We start from the raw sequence: 16,485 nt of genomic DNA on the forward strand, positions 1-16,485 counted from the left end.
AGACGCAATACCGACGTGATTTTTGCGGCTTCAAACGCCAAGGTGCCGTGCCAGTTTTGTCGGCTCCGACGCCACCTCGGCACGGGTCATAACTCCGCGCATCCGCCCGTTTTCCAACAGCGCCACATGGTCTCCTAACTCCGTTATGGCGTCCAGTCTCTGCTCCACCAACACCACGGCCACTCCCTGATCCCGCATCTGCGCCGTGGCATCGCGGATGGCCGTTATCATCGAGGGTTGCAGCCCCTCTGTCGGCTCATCCAACAACAACACTTTGGGCCGCAAACACATGGCCCGCCCCATAGCCAACATCTGTTGTTCACCACCGCTCAACGTTTTCGCGCGTTGCCTGTATCGTTCGTTAAGCCTCGGAAAAAGCGCCAAAACTTCCTCCAGAACCTGGGTATCCTTACCATTTGTCAAGCGCCCGACTTCCAGGTTTTCCGCAACCGACATCTCTCCAAACAAACGGCGCCCTTGCGGCACGTAGCCAATCCCCGCGCGTGGCACCTTGTGGGGTGGAAGATCTGATAACACAGTGCCTTGCCAAGTGACTTGACCAGCCATCAACGGCAGCAACCCCATGATTGTTTTTACGATTGTTGTTTTTCCGGCTCCATTGCGTCCCGCAAGACAAAGAATTTCCCCTGCCGTGGCATCAAACGAGACCTCACGCAACACCTGCGCTCGCCCATAGCCAGACGAGACCCCTTCAAGCCGCAGCATCGCCACCCCCAAGGTACGCCGCCTGCACCGCAGCATTGGCTTTGACGTCGTCTGGAATGCCTTCAAACAGAACCTTGCCTGCATCCAAAACAGTCACGAAATCAGCGACTTGCATGACCACGTCCATATTATGTTCGATCAACAAAACTGTGGTTGATCCGGCCAACTCCAGGATCAGTTGATTGAATGCGGCGACCTCACTATCCGCCAACCCTTGCGTCGGTTCGTCCAAAATCAACAACTTCGGCGCCTGAGCCAACCCCATTGCGATTTCAAGTAACCGCTGATGCCCATAACTCAAGTCTCCAGCCTCTTCGAAGCGGTGATCGATAAGGCCCACGCGCTCCAAAGATGCGCTTACGGCATTTTCCATATCTGACCTCCCTGACAAGGTCCGTCGTGCAGCCAAAGCCACGTTTTCCCATACGCTCAGGTTCGGAAAAACCGATGTGATTTGAAAGGTATAGCCCATACCCGCCGAAATGCGTTTATGGGCAGGCCAGGCAGTCACATCGCGACCATCAAAGATTACAGTGCCAGCCGAAGGTGCAATGCGCCCGCTCAACATCCCAACAAGTGTGGTTTTGCCAGCGCCATTGGGTCCAATCAAGGCGCGCACCTGACCTTCAGGAATTTCAAGCGTCACGTCCTCTACAGCCAACAGGCCGTTGAATTGTTTGGTTAGCCCCTGTGCAGATAACAAACTCACGGCAGCCACTTCCAAAACCGGCGTCGCATTTCTCCCAACAGCCCCTGAGGCGCAAAAAGCGTGAGGACAACCAACACAACCCCAGCGATCAGCATATAGGCGGTGGTTACGCCAGAGCTGAGATCAATAAGGTAGAACATGAATGCGGTGCCAACCAATGGGCCAAGCACGGTTCCGGCGCCGCCCAAAAGCACCCAAAGCAAGGGGAATATCGAATACTGGACCGATGCAAATGACGCCCCCACATACCCAAACAGCAGCCCATAGGCGGCGCCTGACAAGGCGGACAACGTGGCGGACAAAACAATCGCCGCAAACTTATACTTCGCCACGTCGTAGCCGAGCATCCGCGCCCGTTCTTCATTTTCACGAATGGCGACAAGGACTTTCCCAAACCGAGACTTGACCACGGAAAGGCACATCACAAATGACACGCAAAAAATTGCAAACGCGAAGAAATATCTACTCTGGGGGTTCGAAAGATCGCGCCCTAGAAACACGCGATCTGCCTGCGCGATAACAAACCCTTCGTCTCCACGTGTATACGCGCCAAAATACAAAATCGTCAGATACCCGGCTTGGGCAAACATCAGGGTGACGATCATAAACGCCACCTCTTCCGTACGCAGCGCCAAGACTGCAACCAGACCACCAATCAGCGCGCCTAGAAAGACACCGACACCCAAGGCAAGCCCGGTGCCAGCACCAAACTGCGACATTGCAAGGCCCATCCCGTAGAGGCCAGCCGCAAAAAACAGAGCATGACCCAAGCTTAGAAGACCCGTGTACCCAAACAACAAATTGAATCCAGCGGCATAGCTTGCCAAAACCATGATGCGGGCCAGGTTGCCGTGGTGATAGGCCGGCAGAACAAATTGCAAGGTGAACAGCGCAACCAATACACCACCGTGAAGCAGTAGCGATTTCCTCATGTCACCACTCATGTCCGCTTTGCTCCGAATAGTCCTTGCGGACGGAACACCAACACCATCGCGACCACCAACGTGGCGAGAATTTTTGCCAAGGTTGGGGAGAAGAAAACCGAAATAATACCGTCGGATAACCCAATGAGAAGTGCCGCCAACACGGTGCCCGGCAAGCTGCCCAAACCACCAATGATCACCACAATAAAACTTAACAACAACGGATCTGCGCCCATCAGGTAGTGCGCTTGCTGAATCGGCACAATCAGCACGGCCGCCAACGCCGCCATGGCCGCTCCAAGCCCAAACACAACGGCGTAAATTCGCTCCACAGGAATGCCAAAGGCCAGCGCCATGTCGCGATCTTGCTCCGTCGCACGCATCAAAAGGCCCAGCTTGCTACGCGTCATCAGTAGCCAAAGCCCCATCAAGACCACACTCGCAGCGCCGATAACGGCTAATTTGTAGCTGGTGATCGACAACCCCCACGGCCAATAGATCCCAGGTTCTCCGTTTACAAACTCAAACCACGGCAAAGCGATGCGTGTGTTGAATGGAGGCGTTACCGGTCGCGCATCAGGTCCATATGTCATTAACGTAACTTGCTGTAAAATATACAAAATACCGATGGTCGCAACTATTGTTCGCTCGGGATCATAGTCAATCCGCTTTAGAATTGTCATGTCCGTGACCGCCGCCAACACGCCAACCAAAATGGGCACAACAATCAAGGCTGCGACAAAGCCGATGGCCGCGGAGCCGCCCACAATGTGTGTCACCCACCACGCCAACACCGCACCAAGCATAAAAAATTCGCCATGCGCCACGTTCACAACCCGCATCACACCAAACACCAACGCCAGACCGGACGCGGTCAATGCCAATACCGCTGCGGTGACCGTGCCCTCCAAAGTGGCGAGCATCAAGTAAGGTCCAAAATCCATCTACACCCCTGCCTCAATTCGGACGCGGCTTGTGCGCCGCGCCCATGTTCACACTCAGAGCGCTTGCGTGGTGTAATCCACCTCATCGGGATAGTACGTGTCTTCAATCGATGTGGTGTGCACCAGGAGCAATTTTCCATCCACCACCTTGGTGACGTATTGATGTCCAAACACCTGGTGAGTCTTGCCGTTGAAGATTTTTGCCCCCTGCGGATGCGCGTTGGAATGCGGCATGTCGGTCATCGCCTCAACGGCTTCAATCAGCGCGGCGCGGTCCTTTGGCCCTTGGTAACCGGCACTTTCCATCCCGGCTTTGACCACATGCAGTGTTTCCCAGCAGCCAAACATGTGGGCGTAGGTCGATGCATCTTTGGGATCACTGACTGAGGCGCCGTTGGCATCGACCCCAACACGCTCACGGAAGAAGGCGTCATATTCGGACTGATTGTCCTGTGCATACCGTGGGTTGCCTTCCCAGAAGTAGGTGCCATCAAGGAACTCAAGCCCCGGGCTTCCAAGATCCACGGCTTCCAGACTGTCGATAAAGCCGAACATCTCAGGACGCTGCGGCCCAAAGAACTCACCCAGCTCTTTCACAAAGGTGAGAACCGCAGGACCAACCATCACGTGGTAAATAACTTCGGTGTCACGTGGGATTTTTGGGAAGTACTTGGTGAAAGACGTTTCAGTTGGCGGGATTGCAATGTGCTCCAGCACTTCACCACCTTGCGCCTCAATCGCGGCGGTAAAGTAATCACGGTGATCATGCCCAAATGCAAAATCCGGGAATATCATCGTGATCTTCTTACCAAGATTATCCGCTACAAATGGTGCCATCGCCTGCACCTGGCTTTTCACATCAGTGATGCCCGGTTGCAGTGTGTAACGGTTCAACATGCCGCTTGCCACGTGATGCCCTTCGGATACCACAAAATATGGCAGCTTTAGCTCGCCAGCACGTGGCGCAGAGCCAATCACCACATGGGAGAACAACGTGCCAAAACCAATGTCGCAATTGTGCTGTGTGGCAAACTTCTCAACCACTTCCGCCCCGCGCTTTGGATCGGTCCCGTCATCCTCGGAGACAATCTCCAAGGGGCGTCCATTTATGCCCCCTTGTTCATTGATCAAAGCTGCCGCCGCCGATGTTGTGCGGTCATACCACCGCCCGTAAGCTGCGCCGATGCCGGTCCGGTGCACCTGGAACCCAACTTTGATTGGCTCAGATGTCTGCGCGCCGGCGTATCTCGCCCAAAGCGGCAATGCCGCGGCGGCGCCCCCGCCAAGCGCCAAAGTTTTGAGCGCGTCACGGCGTGTCGGTTGCGCGCCTGTTACTGGTACGGTCTTGAATTTGGTCATCACTTTACCCCCTGTGTCCACATGGTCTGTGACCGAAAATTCCGTTACTCTTCACACTTGTTAGAGTGCGAATGAATGACGGTTCTGTCTAGAGGGCGCGTGTTGTGTCAGAAGCCGCGCGGTGATGCAAGCAGCCAAAGTCCAAAAAAGGTGTAGCATATCATAAAGATAGCAAGAGGCACTTGAGACAGTAACGCGGCCCGCCCAGATCCGAAGTGCCGCACGGCCACCGCATGCGCGAGTAAAACCGCCACAATATGGCCAACCACAACTCCACTTGCCTGACACAACCAAAGCACCCGCACACTGTCCTGTGAATTAAAAAATCCGGTTGTCACATATACCTGCCCAAGACCAAGAAAGTCCTCTCCCGTGGCCCATGGATCTGTAGCTGCAATTAGCGCGTATTGTGCCTCCACGAGGAAACTCGTGAAGTAATGTGCAAAATGATAGCCAAGCGCGATCGGCAGCACAGTTGGCGCAAACAGACAAAACGCGCATCCCAATCCTACGCCTGTGATCCGCCCAAGCTTCAACCCCAACCAGAGAGTTCCTGCGAAGACGGAAACAAGTAACAGATTGCTTGCTACCAATCCCCCCAGAGTTTGCCAAACAACGGCTGAGCGTCCGGGAAACTCCAATGGATTCAAGCCAAGTTGCGCCAGCCACCAAAACGTTTCGTTCACCCCATCAAAGCTGCCGCTGCCGAGCACCAAGAGGCACAATAGAGCCATGCCAAACGGCACAGCTTGCCCGTGCAAAATCTGCCATCCCCAAAGCCCGGCCGCATTGCGCTTTGAAACACGACCAAATGGAGCCAGCTGAGCATAAAGGCGCATGACCATGCCAATGCCCTCGGCGCGAAGCTGCCAACGCGGCCCCAAAAGGACCATGCCGAGGAAGTGTATGCCCCAGTAGACCGTCACCACGCGCGCCAAACGTGCTGGGTCTGACGGAGCCGTATCTGCAAGCAGAAAAGCAACAAACATAACGAACGACAAGATGCCTAGGACATGCCCAAACTGACGTGGAAACCGAAACATCGGCTGGTGACCCAAGAAGAAACGCACCAGCCACACCAGTCCTGACCAGGGATTGATCCAGCGCCAAAGGTCGCCAAGCAATCCTTGTAAAAACACCAACCCAACCCACCAAACTGTCCAGATTGTCAGTGGCATGGGATTGGCCAAAGGGTCTCGCGGACCTTCCAAACCTATGTAGACCAGCCAAAACAGGAACAAACTGGACAGCAGGCTGGTGATCTTGGGCAGAACCCGCGCGTGACTGCGCCATAAACTCGCAGGACGGAACAACTTTTCCACAGCGGTGTCAGGCACAAACACCAACATCGCAACCGTCAATGCCACCGCCAAGACACCTGATGCGATGTACATGTCTGTTGGCAACAGCAGAACAAATCCACCTTCGGACGTGTGCGCCTGCGCCTGACCTGAGATCATTGTTACACTTGCAAACACAGGCGCGGCGGCAATGAACCGGTGCTTGAAGGTGTGGTGTGAGTGAGACATCGTGGTGATCATTTGGCGACTATAGCGACGGGTTATTGAGATGAAAGCGCGAAAGGTTTTGGGAGTTCTACTACTTGTTGGCATGGTTTCTGCGGGCGGATACACGGTTCTGAAACCCAAGCAACCTCCCCAAATTTTGCTTACCAATGCCACTGCGGCCCCGCTTGACACGGGTGAAAAACAACTGGCAGTTTTTGTGTCCATTGAGAACTCCGGCCCACCAGACACACTTCTCTTTGCAAGTGCACCGGACGCGAAATCTACAGAATTTAGCGAAACTTTTGGGCCTCTGGCGCTCCCTTCTAGCAGCACGCCGGCGCTCGCCGCTGACGGGGTCTTTGTTAAACTACATGGCGTCAACGGCCCTCTGGATGACGGCCGCACCCTCCCAATTTCACTGACCTTCGCAACAGCTGGAACACTCACAACACGCGCCCGCATTGTTGCCCCCCGCAATCAAGGCGAGGCGGCCACCTACGGTCTTTTTGGCATTGGTGATATTTGCCAAGTGGGCGATGGAGAACCTGCGCCGCACATTGAACTTGAAGCCACCAAAATCGAAACTGGCTGGAAAATCGACATCCTTTCCGATGACTTCGAGTTCACACCTGAGCTTGTTGATGGCCCACATGTTCCAGGCACTGGCCACGGCCATCTTTATGTTAACGGTTTGAAGCTTGGTCGGCTCTATGCCGCGTCCACCTCGATCGGCCACTTACCATTTGGTCAGCACGAGATTCGCGTGACGTTATCGACCAATGACCATCGCGCCTACGTCGTAAGTGACATCCCAGTCACCGCTTCGATTCGAATTCGCAGCGATTGACAGACAAATGTCCATGCCATCATCATTTGCGTGCAAATGGATTTGCATGGAGGATCGTGGTTGGCCGACTCAGAAGACACGCAAGCAGGCACCATTGTGGGCGTCGATGTCGGCGGCACATTCACTGACTTGGTGGCGCTGAGCCCGCGCGGGTTGCGTCTCGCCAAAGTACCCAGCACAATCGATAACCAATCCAATGGCGTCTTGAGAGCCCTCGATGCTGCTGAATGTGACATTGCCGCGCTGGACCTCATCGTGCATGGCACAACCACCACCACCAATGCCGTCTTGGAACGCAAACTTGCCCGCACCGGCTTGATCACCACACAAGGGTTTCGTGACATCTTGGAACTGGGCCGTCGAACACGGCCACAGGCTTACGGGATGTTCGGCGAATTCAAGCCACTTATTCCGCGGGATCTCCGCCTCGAAGTGCCCGAAAGGATGGACTGTGACGGCAACATTCTGACACGTCTAGATCATGGTGCGGTGGCGAACGCAGCCAGATCCCTTTTGGATCACGGATGTGAAGCCGTGGTTGTTCACTTCCTGCACGCCTATGCAAACCCAATACATGAGCAACAAGCTGTAGAAATTGTTCAATCGATTTGGCCAAACAACTACATAACGGCAGGGCACGCGCTGCTTTCCGAGAACCGCGAATATGAGCGAGGTGTCACAGCAGCAGTGAATGCGTCTGTTCAGCCTGTTCTAAGCAAATACGTGGAAAAGTTGCTTCAGACCCTGACAGACCAAGGGTACAAACGTGACCTGCTTATCATGAACGGCAACGGCGGCATGGTCCGCGCCCAAAACGTGGCCAAAGAAGCAGCAAAAACCGTGATGTCTGGACCGGCCTCCGGTGTCATGGCTGCTGCATTCACCGGACGCATGTGCAATGAACCAAATCTGATCACCTACGATATGGGCGGCACCTCTACTGACGTTGCCTTGATCCGCGGCTCCACACCGTCGGTCTCAAACGAGATCGAAGTGGAATACGGCATGCCAATTCACGTGCCCATGGTCGATGTCCGCACCGTGGGTGCAGGCGGTGGATCAATTGCGCGAATCAATTCTGGTGGCCTGCTTGAAGTGGGACCTGAAAGTGCAGGCGCATCTCCAGGCCCCATATGTTATGATCGCGGCGGCACAGAGCCTACCATCTCAGACGCCAACTTTCTCCTCGGGAGGTTACGGCCACCCAACTTTTCCGAGACCGCCGAAACCGAGGTTTCGCGCAATGTACGTGGCGTCATTTCGGCGCGTCTGGCTTCAGCTCTAAACTGCTCTGCAGTTGAAGCCGCCGCTGCTGTTGTTCGCGTCGCAAATGCCAAAATGGCCGGAGCGATCCGAATGGTGTCTTTGTCTTTGGGGGCAGATCCACGAGACTTTGCGCTGTTTGCCTTCGGAGGAGCCGGCCCCTTGCACGCCGCGGCATTGGCCCGAGAACTCGATATCCCACGGGTTGTCATTCCCGCCCGCCCGGGTCTTACAAACGCGTTAGGCTGTGTGGTCGCAGATCTTCGACATGACTTTGTCCGCACCCTCAACGCCTCCTTGGGCACGCTTGACCCCAATCAGATCGGTTCCATATTCTCGGCTCAAATCGCCCAGGGAAAATCGATGGTTTTAAACGAAACCATCGCGCTGGATCGCGTTGAAAGTATTTTGTCACTCGATATGCAATTCACTGGCCAAACACATCTTCTGCGCGTGCCTATCGACAATCCAGCCATAACAATTGCCGAATTGCAGGATCGGTTTGAACGGATTTACTTTGAGCGTTTTCACGTTGAACTCCCTAATATTCAGGCAACCGTGGTGAATGTGAATTGCTCGATTGTCGGCCACCGTCCCCCACTCGATCTCACTCAGCTGTTTGACCAAAAGAAACGCGCTACAAGCTTAAAGGACGCCCAATCCAGCACCAGACCAGTCTATTTCGGCAAAACTTGGATCGATACGCCAGTCTATTCGCGCGATGGCTTGCCAGCGGACGCGTCATTGCAAGGCCCCGCCATTTTGGAACAAATGGACACAACAATCGTAATCCCGCCCGGAGATCGCGTGACAACGGACACCGTTGGAAATCTAATTCTACACGTGCGAGGTGCTTTATGAGTTTAAACCCTATCACCCTCACAGTGATACAAGCCGGTTTGCAGCAGGTATGTGATGAAATGGACCTGGCCTTTTCCCGTGCGGCGTTCTCTCCAGTTATTGCCGAAGCCAATGATCGTTCTGACGGCATTTATGCTGCGTCTGATGGGGCATTGATTGCCCAGGGATCCGCCGGCCTGCCTGTCTTTGTCGGGACTATGCAGTACTCAACGCGCACGATCATTGAAATGATCGCTGCCGGTGACGTTGCAGAACCAAGTCCAGGTGACATTTACATCGTGAATGACCCGTATCTGGGTGGAACGCACCTCATGGACGTCCGGTTTGCCAAGCCGTTTTATCGAGACGGCGAAATCTACTGTTGGCTTTCCAACACAGGCCATTGGCCGGATACCGGTGGCGCTGTTCCAGGCGGGTTTTCTGCATCCGCGACGGCTGTTGAGCAAGAGGGATTGCGCTTACCACCCGTCAAGCTTTTCAAGCAAGGCACTCTGGACAAAGAGATTTTCTCGATCATCAAATCCAATATTCGCGTTTCTGACCAACGCATTGGCGATGTCCAAGCCCAAGCTGCCGCCCTATACGTCGGTGAAACACGCTTAACGGCCCTCTTGGACCGCTACGGGGACCAATCAGTTTCCGATGCCATTGAGGAGTTAAGCCGGCGCGCCACGCGACAAATGCAGGATTGTCTTCAAGATATTCCGGACGGCACTTATGTTGCAAAAGCTTTTGTAGACAGCGATGGCGTGGTCAACAAACCACTGACCATTGATTTGTCAGTGGTCAAATTCGGTAGCAATCTTGTTTTTGACTTCAGCGGCAGCAGCCCGCCATGCTTGGGGCCTATGAATTCCGTCCGCGCCACCACCTACAGCGCTGTCTATCTCGCGATGCGCCATATTTTCCCGCATGTGCCCATGAACGCAGGTGCATTTGAACCATTCGACATCACCGGAATTGAAAACACCTTTCTGGACGCTCAATATCCGCGCCCAGTCTCTGGATGTGCGGCTGAAGTCTCACAACGCATAGCCGAGGCAGTTTTTGCGGCTTTGGTCAAAGCGTTGCCAGATAAAGTCACTGCCGCACCCGCGGGAACCAGTGGCAACTTTGCACTTGGTGGTTTCGACCCAGACCGCGATCGGGACTACGTCATGTATCAAATTTCCGGTGGCGGTTATGGCGGCAATGCGCGCCACGACGGGCTCTCCAACGGTTGCTCAACCATTGGCATCTCCAAGGCACCCCCCATTGAAATCATGGAACAAGCTTACCCCGTGCTCTACCACCACTATGCCTTGCACAAAGGCACCGGCGGCGCGGGCAAACACCGTGGTGGGTTTGGTTTAGACTATGAGGTGGAGCTGCGCCGCGGTCAGGCAAAGGCAAGCTTTGTCATGGACCACGGACGATTTGGACCACAAGGCGCATTGGACGGAGCGGACGGCGGACTCAACAAGGTAACGGTTCATCGAGGAGGCGCGGCGTACACGCCTGAGCATCTTTCCAAAGAACAGGATATCCCTCTGTGCGCAGGCGATCGCGTACATGTCCAAACGCCTGGCGGTGGCGGATATGGATCGCCATTGGATCGGAAGCCAGATCTCGTTTTCGAAGACGTACGCTTGGGTCGGTACTCCGAACAACAGGCCAAAAATTTATTTGGAGTTGTGATCGCCGGAACGCCGCCCAATGTCGATACTGATGCCACACAACTGTTACGCGCGAAAATGCGCGCCATCTAAGATCGCGCGCATTAATATCACCCAGTAAGATTTTGATTTAAAAGAAGGACTGCAACCCAGTTTGCGCACGCCCCAAGATCAAAGCGTGTACATCATGCGTGCCCTCATAGGTGTTCACAGTCTCCAGGTTCACCATGTGGCGGATCACACCAAACTCAAGGCTAATGCCATTTCCGCCGTGCATATCCCGCGACATCCGCGCGATGTCCAGCGCCTTGCCGCAGTTGTTGCGCTTAATGATCGACACCATTTCTGGTGCGGCTTTTGCCTCATCCATCAAACGACCCACACGCAAAGCAGCTTGCAAACCCAAGGAAATCTCGGTCTGCATATTCGCCAGTTTCAGCTGGAACAACTGCATCTGCGCCAGTGGTTTGCCAAACTGCTTGCGATCTAAGCCATACTGACGCGCCGCGTGCCAGCAGTATTCCGCTGCCCCCATCGCGCCCCAGGCAATCCCATACCGCGCGCGGTTCAAACAGCCAAATGGGCCTTTTAAGCCTTCGACATTTGGCAGCAACGCATCCTCAGAGACCTCTACGTCTTTAAGCACAATCTCACCGGTGATCGAGGCGCGCAGCGAGGCTTTGTGCATAATTTTGGGTGCAGAAAGACCTTTTGTGCCCTTGTCGAGTACAAAGCCGCGGATTTTGCCGCCATGCGCATCCGATTTGGCCCAAACCACAAACACATCCGCGATTGGCGAGTTGGAAATCCACATCTTCGCGCCGTTCAACACATAGCCGCCGTCCACTTTCTTGGCGTTGGTCTTCATGCCACCCGGATCAGAACCCGCATCCGGTTCAGTCAGGCCAAAACAGCCGATCCATTCACCGGAGGCCAATTTAGGCAGGTACTTCTTGCGCTGTTCCTCGGAACCATACGCATAGATCGGATACATCACCAGGGAGCTCTGCACCGACATCATCGAACGATAGCCACTGTCCACACGTTCCACTTCGCGCGCCACCAAACCGTAGGTCACATAGCCCGCGCCAATACCGCCATACTCTTCAGGAATGGTGGTGCCCAACAGGCCCATCTCGCCCATCTCAGCAAAAATCTCTGGATCCGTTTCTTCTTGCTCAAACGCGGTGGTGACCCGTGGAGCAAGCTTTTCGTCGCAATAGGCGCGCGCAGCATCCCGTATCATGCGCTCGTCTTCTTCAAGCTGGCTTTCGATCAGAAACGGGTCTTCCCAGTTGAACGAACCCAATTCCGGTTTGGACTGTGGTGCCAGATCCTTGGCCATGATCTCTCCTTCCGTCCGCCCAAAAAACTAGGGCGCAAAAACTGTTTTTCTGTTGCTGACAAAATGGCTGTCTCTGCCCCAGCGTCAAGGTAACCTGCAACAAACGCCGCGACGTCGCGAAAACTTTCTTGCCTTCTATTGCGCAGAATATTGAGCATTGCTAGACCCAAATTACCAAAGTTGCGTTGAGTCCCGTTGACCCAGTATATCACAGCAACAGGCCCAACACGGGGGACCCGATGAGCGATCCGTTTGACGTAGGCGACCGCCTTAAAAAACTGCGCTTGACCGCAGGGTTGAGCCAACGGCAACTGGCGCAATACGCCGGTGTTCCTCACGGGCAAATTTCAATGATCGAAACCAACCGGTCCAGCCCCTCTGTGGCAAGCTTGCGCAAAATATTGGGCGGTATGGGCATGTCCATGGCCGAATTTTTCGAGCCAGAAACCCACGCTCCGGGGCAAGTTTTCTTTGGCGCCGAGGCGCTGTCTGACCTGACGTCACACCTGGGATCTGAGGCTTCGAAACTCACTTTGAAACAGGTAGGCAATGCCAAAGACCACGGCTTGCAGATCCTCAAAGAACACTACGCTCCCGGTGCTGACACCGGGGAAACCATGCTGTCCCATCCCGCAAACGAAGGCGGCATTGTACTCTCCGGTGAGATCGAGGTGACCGTGGGCAATCAGACCCAAATCCTGCGCGCCGGGGACAGCTATCTTTTTGACAGTCAACAACCCCATCGCTTCCGCAATATCTCTGACACACCGGCCGAGGTGATTTCCGCCTGCACGCCGCCCTATCTCTGAAAGTTCCCCATGACCCCACTTAATGGTCTCAAAGTTGTAGAACTTGCCCGCATTCTGGCAGGCCCTTGGATTGGTCAATCTCTGGCTGATCTGGGCGCGAATGTGATCAAGGTTGAAGCGCCTCAAGGTGACGACACCCGCACATGGGGCCCGCCTTTTATTGAGCGCGACGGTGACAAAACCGCTGCCTATTTCTACGCCGCCAATCGTGGCAAAACATCCGTTGTGGCTGACTTTCGCACAGAAAAAGGCCGCGCACAGGTGCTTGACCTCATCAAAGACGCCGACATTCTGATCGAAAACTTCAAAGTTGACGGACTGAAGAAATACGGCTTGGACTACGACAGTCTGTCTAAAGTCAATCCTCGCCTAATCTATTGCTCCATCACCGGCTTCGGCCAAACCGGTCCGTACGCCAAACGCGCGGGCTATGACTTCCTGCTGCAAGGCATGTCTGGCCTGATGTCGATCACCGGCGAGCCGGATCAGCAACCACAAAAGGTTGGCGTCGCGGTCACGGACGTGGTCACCGGTCTCTATGGCACCATCGGCATTCTGGCCGCCGTGGAGCAACGTCACACAACCGGTCGCGGGCAACACATCGACATGTCTCTCTTGGATTGCGCAACGGCCATGCTGGCCAACCAAGCGATGAACTATCTCGCCACCGGCAACAGCCCAAATCGCAAGGGCAACGCACACCCCAACATTGCCCCCTATCAAGTTGTGCCCACGTCGGATGGCCACATCATCATTGCAGTGGGCAACGATGGTCAATTCCAGCGCCTGTGTGGGGTTCTGTCGCGCGGCGACTTAGGGGATGCGGCTGATTATGCCACCAATCAATTGCGCGTGGCCAATCGGGATGCGCTCACTGAACAAATCGAATTGGAAACCAGCAAATGGACTTCCAATGATATGCTCGCGGCACTGGAAGCCGCTACCGTGCCCGCAGGCCCAATCAACTCCATTGAGCAAGCATTGACCGATCCTCAGATCGCGGCACGGGGTATGGTGGTTGAGGCAGAAGGCATACGAGGCCTACGCGGCCCCTGGGTGTTCTCCGACGCGGAACTGTCGACCAACCGTACCGCGCCGGTTCTGCCAAAATCCGAGGCCTAAACGCCAAGGTACCGGTCGGTCTCCTCGGGTCCCAAATCGCCAAACTCTCCGGTCCAAACCGTGCGCCCTTTCTCAAGGATCACGGCGCGGTCGGCCACCTGCCCCAGCTCTTTGAGGGACTTGTCGATCGCAATGATCGCCATGCCGGTCTCCGACTTGAGTTTGGCAACAGCTTCCCAGATTTCGTGCCTGATCACAGGTGCCAGTCCTTCGGTCGCTTCATCCAGAATGAGCAGCTTCGGATTGGTCATCAACGCACGTCCAATCGCCAGCATCTGCTGCTCCCCACCCGACAGCGATGACGCAGACTGGTCTCGCCGTTCTTCCAGGCGCGGAAACAGCTGACATACGGCGGTAAAATCCCAAGCCCCTTTGCGTGCGGCGGCAATCAGGTTTTCGAAAACTGACAGATTTGCAAAACACCGGCGTCCCTCGGGAACCAAACCGATACCCAACCGCGCCGCTTTGTATGACGGCAAGCCGCCAATATCCTGCCCCACAAACTGCACCGTCCCGGCAGAGTTTTTCAGCATGCGGCACATTACTTTCACGGTGGTGGTCTTGCCCATACCATTGCGCCCCATCAGCGCCAGAACTTCGCCTTCATCAACGCTCAACGACACATCAAACAGCGCCTGACTGGGGCCATAAAAGGCTGCAACATTCTTCAGCTCGATCAAACTCATGTCAGCACCTCATCACCCAAATAAGCACGTCTGATTTCCGGGTTCACTTTGATCTCCTCCGGCGTGCCGGTGGCAATCACCTCACCATAGACCAGCACACTGATCCGATCCGCCAGGGCGAACACAGCATCCATGTCATGCTCAATCAACAGAATTGGTGCTTCTCGTCGAAGGTCCGTCAAAAGCCCTATCATTTGCTGCGCGCCCTCAAGTCCCAGCCCCGCCATTGGTTCATCCATCAGGAAGACTTTCGGCCGCAAAGTCAGCGCCACGGCCACCTCCAACTGCCGCCGCTGCCCATGGCTCAGGTCAGCTGTACGAGTGGCTGCAAACTCTGCCAGACCAACCTGTGCCAGCGCCTCCTTCGCGGCGGCCAATAGCTGTGTATCTTTCATGACCGGCTTGAAAAACGACATCACATTGCCACGTTGCCCAAGCGCCCCAAGCACCGCATTTTGCAAAACCGTGTGCTCCATTGCCAGAGACGAAATCTGGAATGTCCGGCCCAACCCTTTGCATGCACGCTCTGCAGGTCCGACCTCGGTGAGGTCCTCTCCCATCAAACGGACGGCGCCACTGTCCGAGGCCAAATGACCGGTGATTTGCTGAATCAACGTTGATTTCCCTGCGCCGTTTGGCCCAATCAACGCATGGATTTCACCTTTGCGTAAATCCAGTGACACATCGTTGGTCGCCATCAGCGCCCCAAAACTTTTGAAAAGCCGCTCCGTGCTCAGCACCACATCAGTCATGCGCTTTCTCCCGTCCAGCCAACGCGCCAATCACGCCACCTTTTGCAAAAAGAACGATGCCAAGAAGCAGCGCGCCTAGGTAGACGTGCCAAAACTCCGACAACCCGCCCAGCGTATGTTCCAGAAGAATAAAAATCATTGCGCCAATCACCGGCCCAAACAGCCGGCCAACACCACCAATGATGATGAAAATGATAATCTCTCCGGACATCTGCCAGCTCAACATTGTCGGGCTGACAAAGCGATTGAGGTCGGCAAACAGCGCGCCTGCCAATCCCGTCACCGCGCCGGAAATCACAAAGGCAACCAGCCGGAGATTGTATGGTTTCATGCCCACGGAAAGCACGCGAGTCTCGTTTTGCCGCGCTGCGCTCAACGCCAAACCAAAGGCCGACTTGTGGATTGCATTCATCAGCAACAGCGCCAAACACAGGATCACAAAACACACGCCAAAGAACTGCATCGGCACTAAAGTATTCAACCCTGGGAACTCATTGCGCACGTAGATCGACAACCCATCTTCGCCGCCATACGCGGGCCAGCTGATCGCGAAGTAGTAGATCATTTGCCCAAAGGCCAAGGTGATCATGATGAAATACACACCTGAAGTTCGCAGGCTCAGTGCACCAATCGCCAAAGCTGCCAGCGCGCTGGACAGCATCGCCACCAGCCAGATCATTGGCATCGACTTGGTGCCCTCGATCAGAAACGGTGCTTCCATAATGGGCGCGAAGGCCTGCGCATGGCTGGCCAAAATGCCCATGGCATAGCCGCCAATGCCAAAGAACGCCGCATGTCCAAGACTCACCAACCCGCCTGTCCCAAGCGCGAGGTTCAAGCCAACGCCTGCCAGCGCAAAAATTGCTGCACGCGTTGCGAGTGTGATGATAAACGGTTCATCCGCTGCCAAAGCCCACAACGGCACCCCAAGCAACACAGCCAGAGCGGTGACGTTCATCCAAGTTTCCCGTGTCAT

The 16,485-nt window shown here is 55.0% G+C and carries 15 protein-coding genes; 5 read left to right on the forward strand and 10 right to left on the reverse strand.

Annotated features, from left to right (window positions below; genetic code table 11):
• Positions 1–30: 30 nt before the first annotated feature.
• The 6 genes from QZ517_RS09380 to QZ517_RS09405 all read right to left on the reverse strand — a co-directional run bounded on the left by QZ517_RS09380 (position 31) and on the right by QZ517_RS09405 (position 6,190).
• A complete protein-coding gene (locus tag QZ517_RS09380; RefSeq protein WP_294225647.1) occupies positions 31–726 on the reverse strand; it encodes an ABC transporter ATP-binding protein in 696 nt (231 codons plus the stop codon).
• On the reverse strand, positions 713–1,435 hold the full coding sequence (locus tag QZ517_RS09385; protein ID WP_294225650.1) for an ABC transporter ATP-binding protein: 723 nt from the start codon (positions 1,433–1,435) through the stop codon (positions 713–715). Before QZ517_RS09385 ends, QZ517_RS09380 begins: the two co-directional genes overlap by 14 nt.
• Positions 1,432–2,367 (reverse strand): branched-chain amino acid ABC transporter permease, encoded by a 936-nt coding sequence (locus QZ517_RS09390; protein ID WP_294225653.1) that lies wholly within the window; start codon positions 2,365–2,367, stop codon positions 1,432–1,434. The genes QZ517_RS09385 and QZ517_RS09390 overlap by 4 nt, the downstream gene beginning before the upstream one ends.
• An 8-nt stretch (positions 2,368–2,375) precedes the next feature.
• Positions 2,376–3,302 carry a branched-chain amino acid ABC transporter permease gene (locus tag QZ517_RS09395; RefSeq protein WP_294225656.1) on the reverse strand — a complete coding sequence of 309 codons (927 nt, stop codon included), beginning with the start codon at positions 3,300–3,302 and terminating at the stop codon, positions 2,376–2,378.
• Between the two features lie 54 nt (positions 3,303–3,356).
• Positions 3,357–4,661 (reverse strand): ABC transporter substrate-binding protein, encoded by a 1,305-nt coding sequence (locus QZ517_RS09400; RefSeq protein ID WP_294225658.1) that lies wholly within the window; start codon positions 4,659–4,661, stop codon positions 3,357–3,359.
• A gap of 107 nt (positions 4,662–4,768) precedes the next feature.
• The gene (locus QZ517_RS09405; protein ID WP_294225661.1) at positions 4,769–6,190 is read right to left on the reverse strand and encodes a hypothetical protein; all 1,422 of its coding nucleotides are present in this window, start codon (positions 6,188–6,190) and stop codon (positions 4,769–4,771) included.
• Positions 6,191–6,230: 40 nt separating this feature from the next.
• Here QZ517_RS09405 and QZ517_RS09410 point away from each other — a divergent pair, with 40 nt between their 5' ends.
• Genes QZ517_RS09410 through QZ517_RS09420 form a run of 3 tightly spaced genes read left to right on the forward strand, consistent with a single transcriptional unit; the run spans position 6,231 to position 10,888 of the window.
• Entirely contained in the window at positions 6,231–7,016 is a 786-nt protein-coding gene (locus tag QZ517_RS09410) for a copper chaperone PCu(A)C (RefSeq protein ID WP_294225666.1), read from the forward strand.
• A 60-nt stretch (positions 7,017–7,076) separates the two neighbouring features.
• Positions 7,077–9,140 (forward strand): hydantoinase/oxoprolinase family protein, encoded by a 2,064-nt coding sequence (locus QZ517_RS09415; RefSeq protein ID WP_294225669.1) that lies wholly within the window; start codon positions 7,077–7,079, stop codon positions 9,138–9,140.
• Positions 9,137–10,888 (forward strand): hydantoinase B/oxoprolinase family protein, encoded by a 1,752-nt coding sequence (locus QZ517_RS09420; RefSeq protein WP_294225674.1) that lies wholly within the window; start codon positions 9,137–9,139, stop codon positions 10,886–10,888. The genes QZ517_RS09415 and QZ517_RS09420 overlap by 4 nt, the downstream gene beginning before the upstream one ends.
• A gap of 37 nt (positions 10,889–10,925) precedes the next feature.
• Here the strand turns inward: QZ517_RS09420 and QZ517_RS09425 are convergent, their stop codons facing one another.
• Complete coding sequence (locus QZ517_RS09425; RefSeq protein WP_294225677.1) at positions 10,926–12,140, reverse strand: acyl-CoA dehydrogenase; 1,215 nt, start codon at positions 12,138–12,140, stop codon at positions 10,926–10,928.
• Positions 12,141–12,379: 239 nt separating this feature from the next.
• Here QZ517_RS09425 and QZ517_RS09430 point away from each other — a divergent pair, with 239 nt between their 5' ends.
• On the forward strand, positions 12,380–12,949 hold the full coding sequence (locus QZ517_RS09430; protein WP_294225678.1) for a cupin domain-containing protein: 570 nt from the start codon (positions 12,380–12,382) through the stop codon (positions 12,947–12,949).
• 9 nt (positions 12,950–12,958) lie between these two features.
• A complete protein-coding gene (locus tag QZ517_RS09435; protein WP_294225681.1) occupies positions 12,959–14,071 on the forward strand; it encodes a CaiB/BaiF CoA-transferase family protein in 1,113 nt (370 codons plus the stop codon).
• Here QZ517_RS09435 and QZ517_RS09440 read toward each other — a convergent pair.
• From QZ517_RS09440 to QZ517_RS09450, 3 genes are read right to left on the reverse strand one after another with little or no spacing between them, the layout of a single operon-like run.
• Positions 14,068–14,757, reverse strand: a complete 690-nt coding sequence (locus QZ517_RS09440; RefSeq protein ID WP_294225683.1) for an ABC transporter ATP-binding protein — start codon at positions 14,755–14,757, stop codon at positions 14,068–14,070. The two genes, QZ517_RS09435 and QZ517_RS09440, sit on opposite strands and share 4 nt — an antisense overlap.
• Positions 14,754–15,509, reverse strand: a complete 756-nt coding sequence (locus QZ517_RS09445) for an ABC transporter ATP-binding protein (protein ID WP_294225687.1) — start codon at positions 15,507–15,509, stop codon at positions 14,754–14,756. The genes QZ517_RS09440 and QZ517_RS09445 overlap by 4 nt, the downstream gene beginning before the upstream one ends.
• On the reverse strand, positions 15,502–16,485 hold the full coding sequence (locus tag QZ517_RS09450) for a branched-chain amino acid ABC transporter permease (RefSeq protein ID WP_294225690.1): 984 nt from the start codon (positions 16,483–16,485) through the stop codon (positions 15,502–15,504). Before QZ517_RS09450 ends, QZ517_RS09445 begins: the two co-directional genes overlap by 8 nt.

The organism is uncultured Shimia sp., from assembly GCF_913054185.1.
In the GTDB taxonomy this organism is placed as follows: domain Bacteria; phylum Pseudomonadota; class Alphaproteobacteria; order Rhodobacterales; family Rhodobacteraceae; genus Shimia.

Bases quoted from the DNA above. Each gene is read 5' to 3' on its own strand.
- QZ517_RS09445 (WP_294225687.1), bottom strand. From the start codon at position 15,509: ATGACTGATGTGGTGCTGAGCACGGAGCGGCTTTTCAAAAGTTTTGGG.
- QZ517_RS09380 (WP_294225647.1), bottom strand. From the start codon at position 726: ATGCTGCGGCTTGAAGGGGTCTCGTCTGGCTATGGGCGAGCGCAGGTG.
- QZ517_RS09410 (WP_294225666.1), top strand. From the start codon at position 6,231: ATGAAAGCGCGAAAGGTTTTGGGAGTTCTACTACTTGTTGGCATGGTT.
- QZ517_RS09405 (WP_294225661.1), bottom strand. From the start codon at position 6,190: ATGTCTCACTCACACCACACCTTCAAGCACCGGTTCATTGCCGCCGCG.
- QZ517_RS09440 (WP_294225683.1), bottom strand. From the start codon at position 14,757: ATGAGTTTGATCGAGCTGAAGAATGTTGCAGCCTTTTATGGCCCCAGT.
- QZ517_RS09420 (WP_294225674.1), top strand. From the start codon at position 9,137: ATGAGTTTAAACCCTATCACCCTCACAGTGATACAAGCCGGTTTGCAG.
- QZ517_RS09430 (WP_294225678.1), top strand. From the start codon at position 12,380: ATGAGCGATCCGTTTGACGTAGGCGACCGCCTTAAAAAACTGCGCTTG.
- QZ517_RS09395 (WP_294225656.1), bottom strand. From the start codon at position 3,302: ATGGATTTTGGACCTTACTTGATGCTCGCCACTTTGGAGGGCACGGTC.
- QZ517_RS09400 (WP_294225658.1), bottom strand. From the start codon at position 4,661: ATGACCAAATTCAAGACCGTACCAGTAACAGGCGCGCAACCGACACGC.
- QZ517_RS09425 (WP_294225677.1), bottom strand. From the start codon at position 12,140: ATGGCCAAGGATCTGGCACCACAGTCCAAACCGGAATTGGGTTCGTTC.
- QZ517_RS09390 (WP_294225653.1), bottom strand. From the start codon at position 2,367: ATGAGGAAATCGCTACTGCTTCACGGTGGTGTATTGGTTGCGCTGTTC.
- QZ517_RS09450 (WP_294225690.1), bottom strand. From the start codon at position 16,485: ATGACACGGGAAACTTGGATGAACGTCACCGCTCTGGCTGTGTTGCTT.
- QZ517_RS09435 (WP_294225681.1), top strand. From the start codon at position 12,959: ATGACCCCACTTAATGGTCTCAAAGTTGTAGAACTTGCCCGCATTCTG.